The organism is Roseomonas aeriglobus, from assembly GCA_016937575.1.
GTDB lineage: Bacteria > Pseudomonadota > Alphaproteobacteria > Sphingomonadales > Sphingomonadaceae > Sphingomonas > Sphingomonas aerigloba.
In genome coordinates, this window is record JAFHKN010000002.1 from 482,444 (window position 1) to 502,148 (window position 19,705).

The 19,705-nt window shown below is 67.1% G+C and carries 16 protein-coding genes; 7 read left to right on the top strand and 9 right to left on the bottom strand.

The window, feature by feature from the left end; genetic code table 11:
• Positions 1 to 20: 20 nt before the first annotated feature.
• The 3 genes from JW805_02765 to JW805_02775 all read right to left on the bottom strand — a co-directional run bounded on the left by JW805_02765 (position 21) and on the right by JW805_02775 (position 4,877).
• Complete coding sequence (locus tag JW805_02765) at positions 21 to 413, bottom strand: hypothetical protein (protein ID MBN2970940.1); 393 nt, start codon at positions 411 to 413, stop codon at positions 21 to 23.
• A gap of 150 nt (positions 414 to 563) precedes the next feature.
• Positions 564 to 1,871, bottom strand: a complete 1,308-nt coding sequence (locus JW805_02770; protein ID MBN2970941.1) for a UDP-glucose/GDP-mannose dehydrogenase family protein — start codon at positions 1,869 to 1,871, stop codon at positions 564 to 566.
• A gap of 117 nt (positions 1,872 to 1,988) precedes the next feature.
• Complete coding sequence (locus JW805_02775; GenBank protein MBN2970942.1) at positions 1,989 to 4,877, bottom strand: TonB-dependent receptor; 2,889 nt, start codon at positions 4,875 to 4,877, stop codon at positions 1,989 to 1,991.
• Positions 4,878 to 5,161: 284 nt separating this feature from the next.
• Between JW805_02775 and JW805_02780 the strand changes: the two genes are divergently transcribed.
• From JW805_02780 to JW805_02795, 4 genes are all read left to right on the top strand, one after another.
• Entirely contained in the window at positions 5,162 to 6,553 is a 1,392-nt protein-coding gene (locus JW805_02780; protein ID MBN2970943.1) for a hypothetical protein, read from the top strand.
• 153 nt (positions 6,554 to 6,706) lie between these two features.
• On the top strand, positions 6,707 to 7,102 hold the full coding sequence (locus JW805_02785; protein MBN2970944.1) for a cupin domain-containing protein: 396 nt from the start codon (positions 6,707 to 6,709) through the stop codon (positions 7,100 to 7,102).
• Entirely contained in the window at positions 7,099 to 7,407 is a 309-nt protein-coding gene (locus tag JW805_02790; protein MBN2970945.1) for a hypothetical protein, read from the top strand. Before JW805_02785 ends, JW805_02790 begins: the two co-directional genes overlap by 4 nt.
• 41 nt (positions 7,408 to 7,448) lie before the next feature.
• Complete coding sequence (locus JW805_02795) at positions 7,449 to 8,966, top strand: hypothetical protein (GenBank protein MBN2970946.1); 1,518 nt, start codon at positions 7,449 to 7,451, stop codon at positions 8,964 to 8,966.
• Positions 8,967 to 8,972: 6 nt separating this feature from the next.
• On the opposite strand, the gene JW805_02800 is transcribed toward JW805_02795, so the two are convergent.
• The 5 genes from JW805_02800 to JW805_02820 form a co-directional block, all read right to left on the bottom strand.
• The gene (locus JW805_02800) at positions 8,973 to 10,484 is read right to left on the bottom strand and encodes a carboxylesterase/lipase family protein (protein MBN2970947.1); all 1,512 of its coding nucleotides are present in this window, start codon (positions 10,482 to 10,484) and stop codon (positions 8,973 to 8,975) included.
• A 97-nt stretch (positions 10,485 to 10,581) separates the two neighbouring features.
• A complete protein-coding gene (locus JW805_02805) occupies positions 10,582 to 11,589 on the bottom strand; it encodes a sugar kinase (protein MBN2970948.1) in 1,008 nt (335 codons plus the stop codon).
• Positions 11,590 to 11,712: 123 nt separating this feature from the next.
• Positions 11,713 to 12,483, bottom strand: a complete 771-nt coding sequence (kduD, locus tag JW805_02810) for a 2-dehydro-3-deoxy-D-gluconate 5-dehydrogenase KduD (GenBank protein ID MBN2970949.1) — start codon at positions 12,481 to 12,483, stop codon at positions 11,713 to 11,715.
• An 88-nt stretch (positions 12,484 to 12,571) separates the two neighbouring features.
• On the bottom strand, positions 12,572 to 13,414 hold the full coding sequence (gene kduI, locus JW805_02815) for a 5-dehydro-4-deoxy-D-glucuronate isomerase (protein MBN2970950.1): 843 nt from the start codon (positions 13,412 to 13,414) through the stop codon (positions 12,572 to 12,574).
• Positions 13,415 to 13,715: 301 nt separating this feature from the next.
• Complete coding sequence (locus JW805_02820; protein ID MBN2970951.1) at positions 13,716 to 15,002, bottom strand: M28 family metallopeptidase; 1,287 nt, start codon at positions 15,000 to 15,002, stop codon at positions 13,716 to 13,718.
• A 182-nt stretch (positions 15,003 to 15,184) separates the two neighbouring features.
• Here JW805_02820 and JW805_02825 point away from each other — a divergent pair, with 182 nt between their 5' ends.
• Positions 15,185 to 16,030, top strand: coding sequence for a DUF2236 domain-containing protein (locus JW805_02825; protein ID MBN2970952.1), 846 nt, complete (start codon positions 15,185 to 15,187; stop codon positions 16,028 to 16,030).
• A 234-nt stretch (positions 16,031 to 16,264) separates the two neighbouring features.
• Here JW805_02825 and JW805_02830 read toward each other — a convergent pair whose 3' ends face one another.
• On the bottom strand, positions 16,265 to 17,293 hold the full coding sequence (locus JW805_02830) for a LacI family DNA-binding transcriptional regulator (GenBank protein MBN2970953.1): 1,029 nt from the start codon (positions 17,291 to 17,293) through the stop codon (positions 16,265 to 16,267).
• A gap of 113 nt (positions 17,294 to 17,406) precedes the next feature.
• Between JW805_02830 and JW805_02835 the strand changes: the two genes are divergently transcribed.
• Together JW805_02835 and JW805_02840 are read left to right on the top strand one after the other, a co-directional pair.
• Entirely contained in the window at positions 17,407 to 18,207 is an 801-nt protein-coding gene (locus JW805_02835; GenBank protein MBN2970954.1) for a hypothetical protein, read from the top strand.
• 41 nt (positions 18,208 to 18,248) lie between these two features.
• The gene (locus tag JW805_02840; protein MBN2970955.1) at positions 18,249 to 19,535 is read left to right on the top strand and encodes an MFS transporter; all 1,287 of its coding nucleotides are present in this window, start codon (positions 18,249 to 18,251) and stop codon (positions 19,533 to 19,535) included.
• Positions 19,536 to 19,705 lie beyond the last annotated feature (170 nt).

Consider the following 19,705-nt stretch of genomic DNA (forward strand, 5'->3'; position numbering starts at 1 on the left):
GCCGCTCGCGTGCGAGCGGATCAGGACCGGCGCGGCGGGGCGCGTGCGGAATAAAGGTCGCCGGTTCGGCGAGGCAGGGCAGGGGCATCGGTCGCCACCCAGCCGGCCTGTGACGGTCGGACGAGAGCGGCGATCTGGAGCGTCAGTGGCGGCGGGAGTGGGGGCGCTGCACCATCGGGACCGGCCGCGGTGCGCGCGGCGCTCAGGCGGGCGGTCGGCTGGCCGAGCTTGGCCGCGTCCCGCAGGGCCGAAACGCCAGGCACGGCGCCCGTGACGTGGACGCTGGGTCCCGCTGGCGCGACCGGGACCGCCGCCGGCATGGCGTGCCACGCGAACAGCAGCGCCAGCACACCCGCGAAAAGGCGCTGCGAGGCCATCCGCCAAACGGGGCGCTCAGGAGTCGTGGCGGTCACGGTGAAGGCGCAACATAGGACGGACACGCGGAAAGCCCAAGCGTCATGCCCGTCAGGTGCCCTCACCGACGCGCGTAATCATGGGCCGGCGGCAGACACCTGCGTGATCTGCTGAAGCGATTGTCTTCGCAGAAGGGGGCGAGCGGCCGCTCAGCCCTTGCCGATCCCTGTCAGCTTCAACCCTGCCCGTGCCGCCTCTTCCGGCGGATAGATGTTGCGCAGGTCGACCAGCACCGGGTCGTTCATCGACTTGGCAATCCGACCCAGATCGAGCGCGCGGAACGCGGCCCATTCGGTCACGATCACCAGCGCATCGGCACCCTCTGCCGCGGCATAGGGCGATGCGGCGAACGCGACATCGCTCAGCAGCGGGCGCGCCTGTTCGACGCCTTCCGGGTCATACGCCTTCACCGTCGCACCTGCGTCCTGCAGTGCCTGGATCAGCGCCAGGCTGGGGGCGTCGCGCATGTCGTCGGTGTCGGGCTTGAACGTCAGGCCGAGCACGCCGACCGTCTTGCCGCGGGCTTCGCCGCCCATCGCCTTGATGACCTTGCGCCCCATCGCGCGCTTGCGGGCGTCGTTCACCTGCACGGTCGCCTCGACGATCCTGAGCGGCACGTCGTTGTCCGCCGCGGTCTGGAGCAGCGCCAGCGTGTCCTTGGGGAAGCACGACCCGCCATAGCCAGGCCCCGCGTTCAGGAACTTGCGCCCGATCCGGTTGTCCAGACCGATGCCGCGCGCGACCTCCTGCACATCGCCGCCCACGCTTTCGCACAGGTCGGCGATTTCGTTGATGAAGGTGATCTTGACCGCCAGGAAGGCGTTGGCCGCATATTTGATGATCTCGGCCGTCCGCCGCCCGGTGAAGACGATCGGGGCCGACTGGTTGAGCGACAGCGGGCGGTAGATCTCGCGCAGGACCTCGCGGCTTCGCTCGTCCTCGGCGCCAACGACGACGCGGTCGGGGCGCTTGAAGTCGCCGATCGCCGCACCCTCGCGCAGGAATTCGGGGTTGCTGGCAACCGTAATGCCCTTGTCCGGGGCGACCTCGGCGACGATCCGCTCGACCTCGTCGCCGGTGCCGACGGGCACGGTCGACTTGGTGACGATGACCGCGGGCTTGGTCAGCGCCGCGGCGACTTCGCGCACCGCGGCGAAGACATAGCTCAAATCCGCATGCCCGTCGCCGCGGCGGCTCGGCGTGCCGACCGCGATGAACACGGCGTCGGCATCCCTCACGCCTTCGGCCAAGTCAGTGGTGAAGGTGAGGCGCCCGGCACGGACGTTGGCCGATACCAGTTCGGCCAGACCGGGCTCGTAGATCGGCATGACGTTGTCATGCAGCGCGGCGATCTTCTTGGCGTCCTTGTCGACGCACACGACCTCGTGCCCGAAATCCGAGAAACAGGCCCCGGACACCAGCCCGACATACCCCGTTCCGATCATCGTGATGCGCAAGATACCGAACCCCTATCGTAGATCACGCCGCCCCTAGCGGCGATGGCCCGAACAGGAAAGGGCGTGCCGGTCCGGGGAGACAGGCACGCCCTTTGACGAGGATAGGCTAAGGGCCGGTTACAGCTTGATGCGCGCCCCGACAAGGATGGTGCGGCCGAAGTGGTTGTTCTCGTAATTCCGCTGGGCGTCGAGATCGGTGTAGCGATAGCGATATTCGTCGGTCAGGTTGACGCCTTCGACCGACACCTCGACCCAGTCGGTCAGCTTGTAGCGCACCGATGCATCGATGTTCAGCGTGTCGCCATAGCCTTCGAACACGTTACCGGTCGCCGAATTGGCATCGACCCAGCCCTTGCGGAACGCACCGCTGACGCGGGCCGAGAACTTCCTGTCTTCATAGTACAAGGTGCCGTTCACCGCGCGGCGCGACAGGCCGAACAAGGTGGTCGTGCGGTCGGCTTGAACGTTGGGGCCCAGGTTGCAGACGCCGGCGGTCGCCGTCGGCACGCAGGCATTCACGATCGGCCCGTTGACGCGGTAGGTCGCATCGGAATCGATCAGCGTCGCGTTCACGATGCCGCCGAAGTTGCGCAGCACGCCGGGCAGGAAGGTGAAGGGCAGCTGCAGCGACACCTCGACACCCTTCAACGAAGCGCCGGTGCCGTTGGTCACCGTGCTGATGTTCCATTCGCGCCCTTCGGGATTGATCGCGGCGGGCGACGATGGCGGAATGATCGAGGTTGGCAGGCCGGTCGACGCGAAGCTGCCGGTGCGGGTCACGCCGATCGGGAAGCTTTCGACGTCCTTCTTGAACAGCGCGACCGAGAAGATCGATTGCGGCGCGAAATACCATTCGGCCGCAAGGTCGAACGCGGTCGCGCGGAACGGCAGCAGGAAGGGGTTGCCGAAGCTGATGTTGTAATTGAACCCGTCGACCGACCCGCCGGGCGTGAGATTGGCCAGCGCCGGGCGCGTGATGACGCGGGCGATCGCGCCGCGCAGGATGATGTCGCGGTGCGGGAACAGCGCGATGTTCATCGACGGCAGCCAGTCGTCATAGCTGCGCGTGACCGTCACCGGCGTCCCGCTCGACAGGCCCGAGCTCGACTGGTCGGTGTGGACATAGCGTACGCCGCCGTTCGCGGCATAGCGCAGGCCGGCGAGTTCCCCCTTCACGTCGACCTGGAAGTAACCGCCCGTCACCTTTTCGACGACGCTGCGCGTGTTGCCGGCATCGACCGTCAGCGCGCGGCTGTAGAGTTTGGTGAAATCGGCCGACTTCTGCAGGTCGGGGATCAGGAACTGGGTGGTCGTGCCGCTCGGCTGCCCGGCTTTGCCCAGCGTGAACAGTTCGCCCAGATTGGCGGCGGGAAAACCGTAGATGGCGGTCGGGCCGAACAGGCTCGACGCCGAACAGGTCAGCGTGCCGAGCACGCGGTCGACGCCGCCATTGCCGCAGACGACCGTGTCGCGCGTGAAGGCGGTCGAATCGAACCCGAACCGGCGATAGACCGCGCCCGCCTTCAGCGTGAAGGCGTCGGGCACCACGTCCCATTCGGTGCGGAATTGTGCGGTCCGGAACCGGTTGGTGACGTTCGACGGGCGGTCGCGGATTTCGGCCAGCTGAAAATTGGCCGGATCCGTCACGCTCGTGCCGAACGTCAGCTTCGGGAATTGCATGTTCGAATAATCGAAGCTGTACCCCTGCGCGTCGCGATCGTCGAAGACGAAGGTCGTCTCGACCGGCACGTCGGCGTTCGACTTCGACACGCCGCCCAGGACCGTGAAGCGCAGTCGGTCGGTCACGTCCTGGTCCCAGCTGCCGCCGACCTGGTAGAATTCGGTCTTCGAGCGCTTCAGAAAATGTTCGGTGCGGACCCAGGCGTCGTTGAGCGTCGCCGAGATCATCGTCTTGTTCGCGTCATAGACCGGGTTGATCAGGTCGATCGAGCGTTCGTTGGAGCGCAGCAGCACTTCGCCCCACTTTTCCTCGCGGTCCTCCTTGAAGCGCGAATAGAGACCGTCGATCGACACCTTGGTCCGGTCGGACGGTGCCCATTGCACGCTGCCGGTGATGCCGAGGCGCTCGCGATCGTGGCCGACTTCGCCATAGCGCGGGATGCGCGGGTGGAAGCTCAGCGCCGCAGTGTCGCATGCCGCCGACGGGCGATACACGCCGCCGGCATTGGCCTGCGCCGCGGTGTTGGTCGCGCTCGCCTGGAAGCAGGGCGTGCCGTTGACCGAATCGAACCGCGCCTGGCTCCAGCGCACCGTGTTGTTGCCCAGTTCCAGCGTGTCGGTCTTCTGGTACGCCGCCGACACCGCGACGCCGAAGGTGCCCGACGGCGACTTCCAGCTCAGCAGCCCGGCGAGACGCGGTCCCCAGGTCTTGGCCAGGTCGTTGTATGAGCCGAGTGCCGAGGCGACGAAGGTCACGCCGCTCTTGCCGCCCAGCGGATTGCCGGTGTTGAGGTCGACGACGGCGCCCAGCGAGCCTTCGTCGAGCGACGCTTCCGCGGTCTTGTGGACGACGATGGAGTTGAACAGTTCGGACGCGAACACGTTGAAATCGAACGCTCGATCGCGATTGGAGGCAGCGCCGTCATGGCTGGTCGCGATGGTTTCCAGTCCGTTCACGCGGACGCGCGTGAATTGCGACCCGAGACCGCGCACGGTGATCGCGCGGCCTTCGCCGCCGTCGCGCTGGATCGAGATGCCCGGGACACGCTGGAGCGATTCGGCGAGGTTCTGGTCGGGGAACTTGGCGATGTCCTCGGCAACGATCGCATCGACCGCGCTAACCGACTGACGCTTCACGTCCAGCGCAGCGTCGAGCGAGGCACGAAAGCCGGTGACCACGATGTCTTCGGCTGCCGCATCGCTCTCCGGCGCGGGCGTCGTTGTGCCGGTGGTCTGCGCGTCCGTCGCCTGCGCGTATGCCGGGCTGGCGAGCGCGAGCGTCAGCGCAGCGGTCGAGACGGTGCCGAGTGTGCGAAACAGTGCCATTGTCATCCTCCCAGTATCGACCCGTCGATGACGGACCTCTTCTTCTGACACCGGTAGCGATATCTGCTGCCGCCGGTGTTCCCCGTGCCGATACGTTGCCGGCCTGACGGAGGAGGGAAGGGTGCGGCCCGAGGGCGCACGCGATTTACCAGTCCCTCTCCCGACGCCCGCGGTGTTCGCGATCCGTCGCCGGCCCTTGTCTTTTGTGGAAACCGGTGTCAATTCTCGTGTTTGAAGCCACGGCGGGAGCGTGTCAAGCTCGTCGGGCAGAGAGAGGGACTGGAATGCGCGTACCGATGATCCTTGGCCTAGCGACGACGATCACGCTGGCGATGGGCGGCCTGTCGACGGCGCCGGCGCAAGTGGCGGCGCCGACGGCGGCCACCGCGCCGCTTGCCTTCCCGGGGGCCGTCGGCCCCGCCGCCCGGACGCCGGGCGGCCGCGGGGGACGGATCATTCGCGTCACCAATCTCAACGCCGATGGCCCCGGCAGCTTCAAGGCGGCGCTTGATGCCAAGGGCCCGCGGATCATCGTGTTCGAGGTCGGCGGGGTGATCGACATGGGGCTGAAGAGCTGGACGATCACCGAGCCGTTCGTCACCATCGCCGGCCAGACCGCGCCGTCCCCCGGCATCACGCTCATCCGGGGCGGGATCGACGTGAAGGCGCACGACGTCATCCTGCGCCACATCCGCGTGCGCACCGGCGCCAGCGGCCAGGCCAAGCGCTCCGGCTGGGAAGCCGATGCCTTCTCCACCGTCGGCGCGTACAACGTGATCGTCGACCACTGCACGTTCAGCTGGGCGGTCGACGAGAATATGTCCGCCAGCGGCCCGCGCTTTACCGGAAAGACGGTAGAGGAGTGGCGCCGTGGCACCAGCCATAACATCACGTTCCAGTATAACGCCGCCTATGAAGGGCTCGCCGACAGTTCGCATCCCAAGGGCGAGCATTCGAAGGGGTCGCTGATCCACGACAATGCGACCGGCATTACCATCTGGCGCAACCTCTATGCGCATAACGTCGAGCGAAGCGCGCTGTTCAAGGGCGGCGCGCAGGGCGTGTTCGTCAACAACCTGATCTACGACGCCGGCAAGCGCGCGCTCCACTATAATCTGATGGCCCTGGAGTGGGAGGGGCATCCCTATGTCACCGGCGAGCTGAGCGCGGTCGGCAACGTCTATCGCGGTGGGCCGTCGACCGACGGGCGGGTGCCGTTCCTGATGCTTGGCGGCGACGGGGATCTACGCTACCACGCTCGCGACAATATCGCGGTCGACAAGTACGGCGAGCCGCTGCCGATGTTCGGCCGCTATGGTGAGACGCGCGCGAAGCTGATCGAGGTCGCCAAACCCGTCGTCTGGGTGCCGGGCCTGCCGGTGCTGAATGCGCGCGACGTCGAAACGCATGTGCTGGCCAATGCGGGTGCCCGGCCCTGGGACCGCGATGCGGACGACATTCGCGTCTTCTTCTTCGTCGCCGAGGGTCGCGGTGCGATCATCAACGACGAAACGGAGGTCAGCGCCTATCCCGCGTTCAAGCCGACGCGCGCGCCCTTCGTCGAGGCCGACTGGAACCTCGACACGATGGAGCCCAGGTCCGGCCGCTATCCAGGCCAGACCCGCGACGTGCCGCAGGAACATCTGTCGGTACGCGACGCTGCGATGCGAAAATGAACCCAAATCCTCCGATGTGAGGGGAGGTGGCGCGCATCAGCGCGACGGAGGGGTGTCCCCGCTATCCGGAAAGGGTGACACCCCTCCCATCAGGCCTGCGGCCTGCCACCTCCCCGTGCAGGGGAGGAAATGAAAACCGGAAGGCCGAACATCATGCTTCTCCTCGCCCTCCTCCTCCAGACGGCTCCGCCGATGATGGTCGTCGACGAAAAGGATGTGCGCACCCGCGAACCCGTGCCGCACGGCAACATCGGCATGAGCACCGCCTGGCGGATCACCGACGCGGTGCCGGGACGGAACTTCGAATTCCGGCGCCGTGCACTCGACAAGGGCGCTGCGATCGGCCTGCATGTCCTGTCCCATGACGAGGTCTATTACGTCTTGTCGGGGGAGGGCGAAGTGGAGAGCGACGGCACGAAACGTCGCCTCGGCCCGGGCATGACCGCCTATCTCTTCGAAGGTGCCAATGTCGGCATCCGCCAGACGGGCGCAAAGCCCTTGTCGCTGATCGTGGCCTATCCGCTGAAGTCACGCGTTCCGGTGAAGTGACCGACCCGCCCCGAACGCCCGATGACCGCTACATCGTCGTCGACGAAACGCTGTGGCGTGCGACCCGCCCCGATCTGGGCGAGGCGGAGCGCGAGACGCTGGTCAAGCAACTGATGGCCGCCCGCCGCGCAGTCGGACAGGCGAAGACCGACGCCGCGGTAAAGGCGGCCCGTGCGGAGGTGAAGGCGGCAAAGATCGCATTGGGGGAGCGCGGTCCGGCATGGTGGGACGACGGCACGCCCGATTACAATCGGCGTAAGGTGAAGGATACGCCCTACGCGGAATGGTGGTCGAAGCGGACGTAAAAGCGCTTTCCAGTGCTGCGGGAGCGGCTTAGCCTATGTTCATGACGCGATACCTCCGCCCGCTGGCCATCGTTCTGTCGACGCTTGCCTCCGTTCCGGCCCATGCCGAATGGCACGAGGCGAAAAGCGATCATTTCCGGATCTATGCCGATGCGCCGGAGGCATGGGTGCGACGCTATGCCGACCGGCTGGAACGGTTCGACGCGACGATGCGGATCGTCCGCAACGTGCCCAGCCAGCCCAGCGACCTTGCCAATCCGGTGACCGTCTATGTCGTGCCCGACGTCGATGCGATCCAGGCGCTCTATTCGCGCAAGGCCAACATGGTTGCCGGCTTCTACGTGCCGCGTATGGCCAGCGTTGCCTATGTTCCGCGCGAGAGCCGCGGTCGGGCCGGGAGCGGGGACGCAACGCTGTTTCACGAATATGCGCATCATATCATGTTTCGTGCGACGCGGATCGGCCTGCCGAAATGGTATGCGGAGGGGTTTGCCGAGGTCTTTTCCGCAGCCTTGATCGCCGATGACGGGCGGGTCGACGTCGGTCGTCAGGCAGGGCACCGCGCGCCGACACTGTTGAACGCCCAATCGCTTCCGATCGAAAAGCTGCTGAGCGGCGACGACAATGGCAATGGCGACCTGTTCTATGGTCGCGCCTGGCTGCTGACCCACATGCTGACCTTCGACAAGAGTCGTGCGGGGCAAGTCACCAAATATCTGACCCTGCTATCGGGCGGCACGCCCAACTTGGAGGCCGCGCAGCAGGCGTTCGGCGACTTGCGTGCGCTGGACCGCGCGATGGACAGCTATATGGCGCGGCCGCTCACCTACACCTCCTTCAACGCCGACCGCGTGAAGCCCGGGCCGATCGTCGTCCGGGCGCTGTCCGCGGGGGAGGCGGCGATGATGCCGATCCGGCTGCGATCGGATCGCGGGGTCAAAAAGGCCGAAGCGCCGGCGATTGTCGGCGATGCGCGGCAACTCGCAGGGCCGTTCGCCACCGATCCTGGCGCGCAGACCGCGCTGGCCGAAGCGGAATTCGACGCCGGTAACGACGCGCAGGCGGATGCCGCTGCCGACCGTGCGCTGGCGATCGATGCGAGCAATATCGACGCCCTGCTCTACAAGGGACATGTCGCACAGCGCCGTGCGGTCGATGCCAAGGCCACCGATGCCGCGACGTGGAAGGTGGTGCGCAGCTGGTACAGCAAGGCCGCGACCGCCCGCCCGGATGCGGCCGAGCCACTGGCCGCCTTTTACAGCACCTACGGAAAGCAGGGGATCGCGCCGACCGCGAATGCGTCTGCGGCACTGCTCAAGGCGTTTGAAAACGCGCCGCAGGACCCTAATCTGCGGTTCGCCGCCGCGCGCGAAATGCTGCGGTTGGGGCAAGTGTCACAAGCACGCCAGGCGCTGATTCCGCTGGCGTTCAACCCCCATGCCCAGGCGAAGACCAACTTTGCGCTGCAACTCGTAAAGATGATCGACGCCGGCGAGCCGGCAGAAAAGGTTGCGGCCGCTGTGCCCGCGAAGCCGGACGACGACGACGATACCGATTGAGCTGCGTCACGTCCCCGGCTGGATATAGGGCGCGCGGGCGAACAGTTCGCGTTGCCAGCCGCGGGGATCGTTCTGTACCTGGCTGGTCGCGTCGAAGATCATCGTCGCGCGGGTCTTTAGGTCATAGCGGGGCCAGCGCGCGTCGGGCACGCCGGTCTGTGCGAAAGCGACGAACCGGTCCTGCATCGCCTTGCTCGCCGCCCGCGCGTCCGCCCCGGTGCCGGTTTGCGACCCCGGCCGGTCGAGCGTGCCGAGCACCAGCGGGATGTCCATCGTGTGGAACGCGCCGCGGCGTGGGTCGGTGCGGCTGGCGAAATCGACCTGGTAGACCCAGGCGGGCACGCCTGCACGGGCGCGCGCCTCCGCCTCGATCACCTGGCCCGGCCAGCTGCGGCCGGCGGTCGTGGCGTCGTAGAACACGTCCATCGGCGTCATCCGCGGAAAACGCTCGCGATATTGCGCGACGATCCATTCGGGCGGAAGGTCGATGCGCAACTCGGGCGCCATGCGGTCGGGCAGCGTGTCCCAGCTGAGCCCGCGCAGCTTGGCGCTGTCCGGGTCGATGAAGGCCCCCGTCTCGCGCGCTGTATTGCCCAGGATCAGCGGGACGGCATTGCCAATCGGGTTGGCGTCAGGCCAGAAGGGGTGGCGGGTCAACCACCGCATGTCGAGCACCGGACCCATATAGACCCCGCCGCCCAGAATCGGGTCGGTCGCCGACAGCCCGTCGATCAGCCGTTCGACCGGCATCGTCAGCAAGGGCGACAGGTCGCTATCCTTCACCCCCAGCTTGCCAAGGTAGGCGCGCGCGCGGGCAGTGGCGTTCATCGGACCGGACGCGGTGACCTGCTGTCCGCTCATCGTCGCGGCGCGGTGGAACAGGCCCCGCGCGGCGGGGGTGCCCATCAGCGTGGCGATCTTCGCGCCGCCGCCCGACTGGCCGAACACCATCACCCGGTTCGGATCGCCGCCGAAGCTCGCGATATTGTCGCGCACCCACTGAAGCGCGAGGATCAGGTCGAGCTGCCCGGCATTGCCGCTGTCGGGGAACCGCGGGTCGAGCCGCGCGAGGTAGAGGTAACCGAGGGCGTTCAGCCGGTGGTTGACGGTCACGACCACCACATCGCCCTGCGCCGCCAAAGGCTGGCCGTCGTGCAGCGGATCGACCGCGCTGCCGTTCGAATAGGCGCCGCCATGAATGTAGACCATGACCGGCTTGCCCACTCTCGCATCGGGCTCGGCGGTCCAAATGTTGAGATAGAGACAATCCTCCGACGTCGGGGCGATCTTGCTCGACTGCGGACAGGACGGACCGAACGCGGTCGCGGGCGTTGTGCCGATGGGGAGGTAGGGCTTCGGCGCGCGGAAGCGCTCGGCAGTGCCGTAGCGGATGCCCTTGAACGCGTGGACGCCGCCTTCGATCGCGCCGGTCCAGCGACGGGGACGGCGCTGGGCGGCCAGCGGCGGGGTAGCCGCGAGCGCCAGGCCTGCGCCGACGAAAGTGCGTCGATCCATCATCCTCTCCCTTCCCAACGCTTATGGCGGCGGGCCCCTTCCCTTTCCCGGCGGGAGAGGGAGGGAGCGGCGCAGCCGCGGAAGGGTGGGGGCGACGCGATCATCGCCGAACGTCGAACCCACCCTCAAAGAACCCGTCGATATCGGCTTGTCGGAACAGGCTGAGATCACCCGGCAGCGAATGCTTGAGCGCGGTGAGCGCCAGACCCGTCCGCGCGACGTCCTCTAGCGCCAACCCCTGCCGCAAACCGTGCAGGATGCCGCTGGCGAAGGCATCGCCCGCACCGATCCGGTCGACGATCCCGGTAATCAGCGCTTCCTCGGTCTGCAGCCCGCGTTCGCGGGTGTCGACGCGGGCGGACACGCGGTTGCGGTCGGCGTCGTCGGCGTGCCGCGCGGTCGAGGCGATGAATTGCAGCTTGGGGAAATGCGCGAAGGCGGCCTCCGCTGCTTCACGACGCCGCTCCGGCCCGTCGCCGTGGAAGGTTTCGCCGAGCAGCAGCGAGACGTCGCGGTGGTTGCCGAACAGGACGTCGGCATGGGCGATCAGCTTGGTCAGCGTCTCGCGGGGCGAACTGTCCCATGCGTCCCACAGCCGCGCGCGGTAATTGCCGTCGAACGACACCGGCACGCCCAGTCGCGTTGCCGCCTGCGCCGCGGCGATCGCCGCCTCGGTGCCGTTCGGCCCCAGCGCCGGCGTGATGCCCGACAGGTGCAGCCGGTCGGCACCGGCTAGCAGCGTATCCCAGTCCCAGGCATCGGCGGGCGCGGTGGCGAAGGCCGAATGGGCGCGGTCGTACAACACGTCGGTCGGGCGGAAGCCGGCGCCGGTGGTCGCGAAGTAGAAACCCATCCGCCCGTCGCGACGCTGGATGTGGCGCGTATCGACGCCGAACCCGCGCAACGTCGTGATCGCGGCATCGCCCAGGCCGTTGGCGGGCAGGGCGCTGACGATGGCGGTGTCGTGGCCCAGGCGGGCGAGCTGGGTGACGACATTCGCTTCGGCGCCTGCGACCCACACGTCGAGTTTCGGCGTCTGAAGCAACAGCTCGCGCCCCGGCGGCGACATCCGCAGCATGATTTCGCCGAAGGCTACGAACCTGCCCATTGCCACCCCTCCATTGTCGTCATCCCCGCGGAGGCGGGGATCAATTCTGGCTGAAGTTCGTGAGTCTCAGGTCATTCAGCGGCGATTGATCCCTGCCTTCGCGGGGATGACGTTATAACCTTGTCAGCGCGCCAGCCAGCCGCCGTCGACCGCCAGAATATGTCCTTGGACGTAATCCGCCGCGCGGCTCGCCAGGAACACCGCCGCTCCGCCCAAGTCGCTCGGGTCACCCCAGCGGCCCGCCGGGATGCGGTCGACGATCGCCTTGTTACGGACCTCGTCCGCCTGCAGCGCGGCGGTGTTGTTCGTCGCGATATAGCCCGGCGCGATGGCGTTCACGTTGACGCCCCTGGTCGCCCATTCATTGGCCAGCAGCTTGGTAACGCCCGCGATGCCTGACTTGGACGCAGCGTAGCTCGGCACGCGGATGCCGCCCTGGAAGGTCAACATCGAGGCGATGTTGATGATCTTGCCGCCGCCATTCGCGATCATGTGCTTGCCCGCCGCCTGGCACAGGAAGAACACCGACTTCAGATTGGTGTCGACGACCGCGTCCCAATCCTCCTCGGTGAAGTCGACCGCGTCCGCGCGGCGGATGATGCCGGCGTTGTTGACCAGGATGTGGAGGCCGCCCAGCTTCTCGACCGTCTCGTCGACCACGCGCTGCACGGGCTCGATCGTCGACAGATCGGCCGACACGATCTCGGCCTTGCGGCCCATCGCGCGGACCTGTTCGACGGTATCGGTCGCGGCCGAGCGGCCGACGGCGGCGATGTCGGCGCCCGCGGCGGCGAGCGCCAGCGCGATCGCCTGGCCGATGCCGGTGTTCGCACCGGTGACGACCGCGACGCGGCCCGTAAGGTCGAAGGGATTCATGTCACTTCCTTGCGTCATCCCCGCGAAGGCGGGGATCCAGAGTCACGAGCGAGCCGCGTGGGGCCCTGGAACCCCGCCTTCGCGGGGATGGCGTATCGGCTTCGCCTCACGCCAGCTGGCAGATGTCCAGCACGTTCATGTCGGTGTAATCCTGGTTCTCACCGGCCATCGCCCAGATGAACGCATAGGCCTTGGTGCCGGCGCCCATATGGATCGACCACGGCGGCGAAATGATCGATTCCTCGTTCGCGACGACGATGTGCCGCGTCGCTTCGCCTTCGCCCATGAAGTGCATCACGCGGTCGGTGTCGACATTGTCGAGCTCGAAGTAGAAATAGATTTCGCTGCGGCGCTCGTGGATGTGCGGGGGCATCGTGTTCCACACGCTGCCCGGCTTCAGCACGGTCAGGCCCATCACCAGCTGCGCCGAATCGCACACGCCCGGGATGACCAGCTGATAGATGCTGCGCTCGTTCGATTCCTCCAGGCTGCCGCGGTCGAGCCGGTTGGCGTCGGCAATCGACAGCTTGCGGGTCTGGAACGCCTTATGCGCCGGGCACGACGCGAGGTAGAAGCGGGCGCCGTCGCCCGAAAACTGGACGTCCTTCGCGCCCATCGTGACGTACAGGCAATCCTTGTTGCCCAGCTCGAAGCTTTCGCCATCGACGGTCACGGTGCCGGTCGCCTGGCCGACGTTGACGATCGCCAGCTCGCGACGCTCGAGGAAGGGGTGGCCCTTGGCCGATGCCGGCTCTTCCTGGTCGGGCAGCTTGACCGACCCGGTCGCGACCGCGACGCCGCCGATCACGAAACGGTCGGCATGGGTATAGTTCAGCACGCATTCGCCGTCGCGGAACAGACCCTGGATCAGATAGCGGTCACGCAGTTCGTCGTTCGAGACGCACTCCATCATGTCGGGGTGGGTGGCGTAATAGGTGCGGTCGAACATGACGGGGCTCTCCGAAAAAGATCGCGGTTCTGGTAACCGGTGTCAGGGTGTAACTCAAGCGCCGCGCCGGCGATGCGGCGTGTGCGCAGATGATGCGATAGGCATCCATATGCTGGTATCGTGAAAATGCAACGACGGTGCGTCGATACGGATATGTCGGGTATTCGAAGGTTGAGAGATTGGCGTTCCCCGGCGAAGGCCGGCCCAGGTGCGAGCGGTCGCCGATTAGTTCAAACAGGTGGCAACGGGACCCCGGCCTTCGCCGGGGACGCCAGTGACATCATGCGCCGCTGGCCGAACCTTACCGCCGCGGCGCGCGACCGGCGAAGGTGACCAGGCTCTCCGCCCCGTCCGCGCCGACCGCGGCGACTCCGACGAAGTGATCGTCGACCGGCACCTCCTTCAACACCGTCGTCGTCGCGCCCGTCACCGTCCGCGCGTCCTGCCACGTCTGCGCGTCGTTGCGTCGCCACACGACCTTGTACGCCGTGGCACCCGGCACCGGCGCCCAGCTGACCGTCGTATCGCGCGACAGCGCACCGGCGATCGTCACGCCCATCGGCGCCGCCGGCGCGGCGGCGAGCTGGCCGAGCGCGGAGATGTTCACCGCAGCGACCTTCGCCAGATAGTCGAAGTCCATCGCTTCGGGCAGATCGCCGTACTCGCGGCCGTTTTCGGTGCGGACGTTCTGGTGCTGGCGATCCCAGTTCTCGCCGCCTGACGTGAATCGCACCGCCGGATAGCCGAGCGCCAGGAACGGTTCGTGATCCCCGCCACGACCGAAGCGGTCCGGGCGGCGGTCGACGAAGACGTCGAACTTGCCCGGCAGGGCGTCGGCGACCTTGTCTATGTATTTCGCGAGCGCGCGGCTGGGGCCGTCGTCCTCGCTGCCGTCCATCCGCCGCGTCATCTGGTCGACCAGGCTGTCGGCGGCGCGCACGCCTTCGGAGAAGACGCGGACGCGGTCGCCGGTCCTCACGCCGCCCTGGCTGATCGCATTGCCGACGATGTCGTTGTTCAGCATCGCGCTGACCTGCCACCCGCGCGCCTTGACCGTATCGGCGAGCAGCGTCGCGCCCCACAGGCCCTGTTCCTCGCCCGAGAACACGGCATAGATGATCGTCGCGGCGAACTTTTTCTTCGACAGGATGCGCGCCGCCTCCAGCACCACCGCCACGCCCGAGGCGTCGTCGTTGGCGCCCGGCGCGTCGGAGGTGAAGTCCATCACGTCGCTCGGCATCGAATCGATGTGCCCGCCGATGATGACGACGCGGTTCGGGTCGGTGCCTGGCTGGATCCCCAGCACATCCTCGATGATGACGCCATTCGGCGCGCGCGGGCCGGTGAAGCGCCGCGACAGCCGCTCGACCGTCAGGCAGCCGTTGCAGCCGGCGGCGATCTTTCGAAACTCGGCCGCGGCCCAATCGCGTGCCGCGCCGATCCCGCGCTTCGGATCGGTCGTCGACGACAGCGAATGCCGCGTCCCGAAACCGGCAAGCGTGCGCACCGTCGCCTCCAGCCGGCCGGGGGAGGGGCGGTCCTGCGCGACGGCAGGTAACGGAGCGAGAACGGCGGCGAGCGCGAGCATGTGACGGATCATGGGCCAGGGTTGTTGCCGAGTTTGCGTTGCGGCTCAAGGGGATGCGGCGAGCGGGGACGGCCGCGTCCTCTGTGCGCGCGCGACGGGGGGGGCGCGCGACGCCAGCGGGGCTCGCAGAGTCCGTGCCCAGCGACCATATCCCAATCCCCATCCCCAAGCGTTGGTCCAGGATGCCCCTGCCTACCGCCCTCGCCAAAGCCCTGAAGTCCCGCATCGTCGGCGAGGTTCGCGGCGCCATCAACGGCACGCCGGCGCCCCCGACGCCGATCAACCCACGAAACCTGCCCGGCTATTTCCCCGAAGGCAGCGTCATCCGTCGCGTCCATGGCGATCCGACCGCAATGCTGATCGGCGGAGTCACCGCCCTGCTACTCCAGATGCTTCATCCGAAGGTACTGGCGGGAGTGTGGGATCACTCCAACTTCCGCGCCGACATGCGGGGTCGCCTGCACCGGACCGCGCGGTTCATCGCCGTGACGACCTATGGCGCGCGCGAGGATGCCGATGCGATCGTCGCCCGGGTGAACCAGATCCACCGCGTGGTCGCAGGCACGCTGCCGGACGGTACGCCGTATCGCGCCGACGATCCGCACCTGCTCGCCTGGGTGCATGTCAGCGAAAGCCTTGCCTTTCTCGCCGCCTGGCAACGCTATGGTCGCACGCCACTGACCGCCGAGGAGCAGGACGTCTATTTCGCCGAATTCGCGGTGCTGGCCGAACGGCTCGGCACCGATCCCGTCCCGCGCAGCCGCGTAGAGGCCGAGGCGCTCGTGGCTGCCATGCGCCCCGAGCTGCGCGTCGATCACCGCACGCGCGAGGTTGCCCGTTTCGTGCTCGACCAACCCGCCCCCAGCCGCGCGGCGGCGCCGGTCCAGGCGCTGACCTTTCAGGCCGCGGTCGACCTGTTGCCGCCCTGGGCGCAAGCGATGCACGGCGTCGGCGTGGGGGCGAAGGCGCCGCTCATCCGCACCGGTGCGCGCACCGTGGCCGGTGCCGTGCGCTGGGCGTTCGGTTAGTCGATGGCGGATGTGCGCATGCCGTTTCCGCCGCCCTCGACTATTCTGTATCCGCAGTGGCGTAATGAGGATCGGGCACGACAGGTACTGCCGCCGTCCTGGTTGGGTCGGGGTCTTCGCACACCGGCGGCATCGACGCAGCTGACAGTCGGGCGTCACGCATTCATTGAAAAACGCGGGATCGGCGTTGCTTGCAAGCGGCTGATCTTGCGCGTCGCTACCTGACGCCAGGCTTCACTCCCGCGGCGCTGCGACGCTCGCGCGGCGGATCAGCGTCGACAGGAACAGCGAAGGTTCCTCCGCCTCGTCCTCGCCCTCGATCGTTCCGGCGAGCAACTTCGATGCGGCGGCGCGCGCCATCGGGATGATCGGCCAGCGCACCGTGGTCAGCGGCGGCCACATGTGCGTCGCGGTGGCGGTGTCGTCGAAGCCGACGATCGACAGGTCCTCCGGCACCGACAGGCCGCGTTGCCGGGCCGCCTGGACGACCCCTGCGGCCATTTCGTCGTTCGAACTGACGATCGCGGTCGGGCGCGGGCTGGCATCGAGCAGCCGGTCACCCGCGGCCACCCCGCTTTCGAAGCGATAGGTGCCTTCGACGATCAGGCTGCGCGGCACCTTCAGCCCCGCCTCCTCCATCGCCATTTCGAAGCCGGCGCGGCGCTCGGCGGCGGAGCGGAAGCCGTGCGGGCCCTGGACCAGTCCGATGCGGCGGTGCCCAGCCTCGATCAGGTGGCGCGTCGCGGCGGCCACCGCCTCGCGGTCGTTGGAGGCGACGGCGTGATCGTCGTCGTCCAGCTTGGCCGAACCCATCCGGACATAGCGCGCGCCCGCCTCCCGGCATACGCGGGCCAGCGCGTCGTTCTCGCTGATCGGCGGCAGCAGCATCACCCCGAACAGGCGCTGGCGCTCCAGAAAGCCGCGAATATCCTCCAGCATCGTCGGCGATCCGCGGTCGACGGGCCGCACGACCAGCGCGAAATCGGTGTCACGAATCGCTTCCAATATGCCTTGCTGCACGCCCAGCACCATCTGCGCATTGGGATTGTCGTGAATCAGGCCGATCAGGAAATTGCGCCGCAACGCCAGCGCGCGAGCCTGGGGGTTGGGGACGTAACCCAGTTCCTCGATGACCTTTTCGACCTTGGCCCGCGTCTCGTCGTTCAGCAGCGACGATCGGTTGATGACCCGGCTGACGGTCTTTTTGGAAACGCCCGCGATCCGCGCGACGTCGTTGATCGTGGCCTTGCCCTCGCTCTTCATAGCGCATGGTGTAGCGAGCCCGGGGACCGAGCGGAAGCGTTTCGGCCCTTGTCGTTGACACCGGTTTCCCTTAAGCCGGGTCAAAGCACGAAAGTTTTGGTGAGGGGGTTCGCTTGGCAGACACCGGTTTCAGCGCGGCCGAGGATATCGCGCGGGCGTTCGTCGGTGCGCGCCGCGAGGGGCGGGCGATGACTGTCTATCCCGGCCCGGCTCCCGAGACGCTTGGCCAAGCCTATGAAGTGCAGGACGCCGCTTTGCGCCAGGACGGCCGCACGGTCGGGGGGTGGAAGCTGGGCAAGATCAACCCGCCGCATTCGGATCGCCTGGGCGCGAACCGGCTCGCAGGGCCGATCTTCACCGACCAGATCGTGACCGCGACAGACGGCGCGTCGGTCGACATGCGCATCTTCCGCGACGGCTTCGGCGCGGCGGAGGCGGAATATCTGCTGCGTATCGGCACGGCGCCGGACCCCCGGAAGTCGGACTATACCATCGAAACCGCGCTGCCGCTGATCGATGCCGTCCATGCCGGGATCGAAGTTGCCTCCTCGCCCTATCCCGGCATCAACGCCGACGGGCCGCCGGTGACGGTATCCGATTACGGTAATAACAACGGGCTGGTGATCGGCGACGCGATCCAGGGCTGGCAGGACGGCGATGTCAACGCCTGGCGCGTCGAGCTGCTGATCAACGGCGACGTCATCGGCAGCGCGCGCGCCGCCGACATGCTCGACGGCCCGTTCGGCGCCGCCGCCTTCCTGTTCAACCTTGCTGCCCGCCGCGGTATCGCGCTGCAGGCCGGCCAGTGGATTTCCAGCGGCGCCGTCACCGGCGTGCATCCGGTCGAGATCGGCGATACCGTCGAGGCGAGGTTCGACGGGCGCTACCCCGTGCACTGCACGATCACCGGCTGAGATAGAACGGGCACAAGCCCGACGACGAGAGGGTTCATCAGATGGCAACCGACGCAAGCATTCCTCAGGCCGCGACGGAACGCGTCGGCCGCTATCGCTGGGTCATCGTCGCGATGTTGTTCGCGGCGACGGCGATTAACTATGTCGATCGCCAGATGATCGGCGTGCTGAAGCCCACGCTGAAGGGCGAGTTCGGCTGGAGCGAAAGCGACTTCGCCGCGATCGTCTTCTGGTTCCAGGTCGCCTATGCGATCGGCTACATCGGCTTCGGCAAGATCGTCGACGCGGTCGGTGCGCGTGCGGGCTATACGATCGCGATCATCATCTGGACGATCAGCCACATGGCGCACGGCCTGGCGACGTCGATCACGACCTTCGCCATGGCGCGTTTCGGTCTGGGCATCGGTGAATCGGGGAATTTTCCCGCCGGCATCAAGGCGGTGACCGACTGGTTCCCGCAGAAGGAACGCGCCTACGCGATTGGCCTGTTCAACGCGGGCGCCAACGTCGGCGCCATCATCACGCCGTTGCTCGTGCCGTGGCTGGTGCTGATGTTCGACTGGCGCGTCGCATTCTACGTCACGGGCATCTTCGGCATCGTCTGGCTGATCATATGGTGGGCGATCTATCGCCACCCGAGCGAACACCCGCGCGTGTCCACGCCCGAACTCGAATATATCCAGCAGGACCCGGTCGATCCGGTCACCCCGCTGACCTGGGGTCAGGTGCTGCGCGTCAAGGAAACCTGGGCGTTCGCGCTCGGCAAATTCTTCATCGACCCGATCTGGTGGTTCTTCCTTTTCTGGCTGCCAGGCTATCTGTTCGACCGGTACGACATGGATCTCAAGACCTTCGGCCTGCCGCTGGCGGCGATCTACCTGATCTCCGACGTCGGCTCGATCGCTGGAGGCTGGCTGTCGTCGAAGCTGATCGCGGCGGGCAAGACGCCCAATTTTGCGCGCAAGGTGACGATGGCGATCTGCGCGACCTGCGTGCTGCCGATCTTCTTCGCGCAGGAAATCTCCAGCGTCTGGGGCGCGGTGCTGGTCATCGGCCTGGCAACTGCGGCGCACCAGGCTTTCTCGGCCAATCTCTATGCCCTGCCGTCCGACATGTTCCCGCGCGGCGCCGTCGGGTCGGTCGTCGGCATCGGGGGCACCGTCGGCGCAATCGGCGGCATGGGGATGGCGCTGTTCACCGGCTATATCCTCGATGCGACGAACAACAATTACAGCGTGCTCTTTGCCATCGCCGGGAGTGCCTATTTCGTGGCGCTGGCGGCGGTGCATCTGCTGAGCCCGCGACTGGCACGAGTCGAGGTGCGCTGAGCGGACGAGCCCCCGGGTGTGCGGACACCCGGGGGCTCGTCACCGCGGGCGGCAGGTCCGGCAGGGGGGCGTTCGACTCCGACTGGGCTTGATAGCCTCGATCGTCAGTCCCGCCCGCGCGGGAATGGCGACGGTTGCGGCTCGGACATAACGCGCGTCGCCCTTGCCTG

What these genes read in the sequence shown, in the direction of transcription:
- kduD (MBN2970949.1), bottom strand. Translation starts at nt 12,483, where the DNA reads ATGACGCAAGGAAGTGACATGAATCCCTTCGACCTTACGGGCCGCGTC.
- JW805_02780 (MBN2970943.1), top strand. Translation starts at nt 5,162, where the DNA reads ATGCGCGTACCGATGATCCTTGGCCTAGCGACGACGATCACGCTGGCG.
- kduI (MBN2970950.1), bottom strand. Translation starts at nt 13,414, where the DNA reads ATGTTCGACCGCACCTATTACGCCACCCACCCCGACATGATGGAGTGC.
- JW805_02795 (MBN2970946.1), top strand. Translation starts at nt 7,449, where the DNA reads ATGACGCGATACCTCCGCCCGCTGGCCATCGTTCTGTCGACGCTTGCC.
- JW805_02825 (MBN2970952.1), top strand. Translation starts at nt 15,185, where the DNA reads ATGCCCCTGCCTACCGCCCTCGCCAAAGCCCTGAAGTCCCGCATCGTC.
- JW805_02820 (MBN2970951.1), bottom strand. Translation starts at nt 15,002, where the DNA reads ATGCTCGCGCTCGCCGCCGTTCTCGCTCCGTTACCTGCCGTCGCGCAG.
- JW805_02800 (MBN2970947.1), bottom strand. Translation starts at nt 10,484, where the DNA reads ATGATGGATCGACGCACTTTCGTCGGCGCAGGCCTGGCGCTCGCGGCT.
- JW805_02805 (MBN2970948.1), bottom strand. Translation starts at nt 11,589, where the DNA reads ATGGGCAGGTTCGTAGCCTTCGGCGAAATCATGCTGCGGATGTCGCCG.
- JW805_02830 (MBN2970953.1), bottom strand. Translation starts at nt 17,293, where the DNA reads ATGAAGAGCGAGGGCAAGGCCACGATCAACGACGTCGCGCGGATCGCG.
- JW805_02840 (MBN2970955.1), top strand. Translation starts at nt 18,249, where the DNA reads ATGGCAACCGACGCAAGCATTCCTCAGGCCGCGACGGAACGCGTCGGC.
- JW805_02775 (MBN2970942.1), bottom strand. Translation starts at nt 4,877, where the DNA reads ATGGCACTGTTTCGCACACTCGGCACCGTCTCGACCGCTGCGCTGACG.
- JW805_02785 (MBN2970944.1), top strand. Translation starts at nt 6,707, where the DNA reads ATGCTTCTCCTCGCCCTCCTCCTCCAGACGGCTCCGCCGATGATGGTC.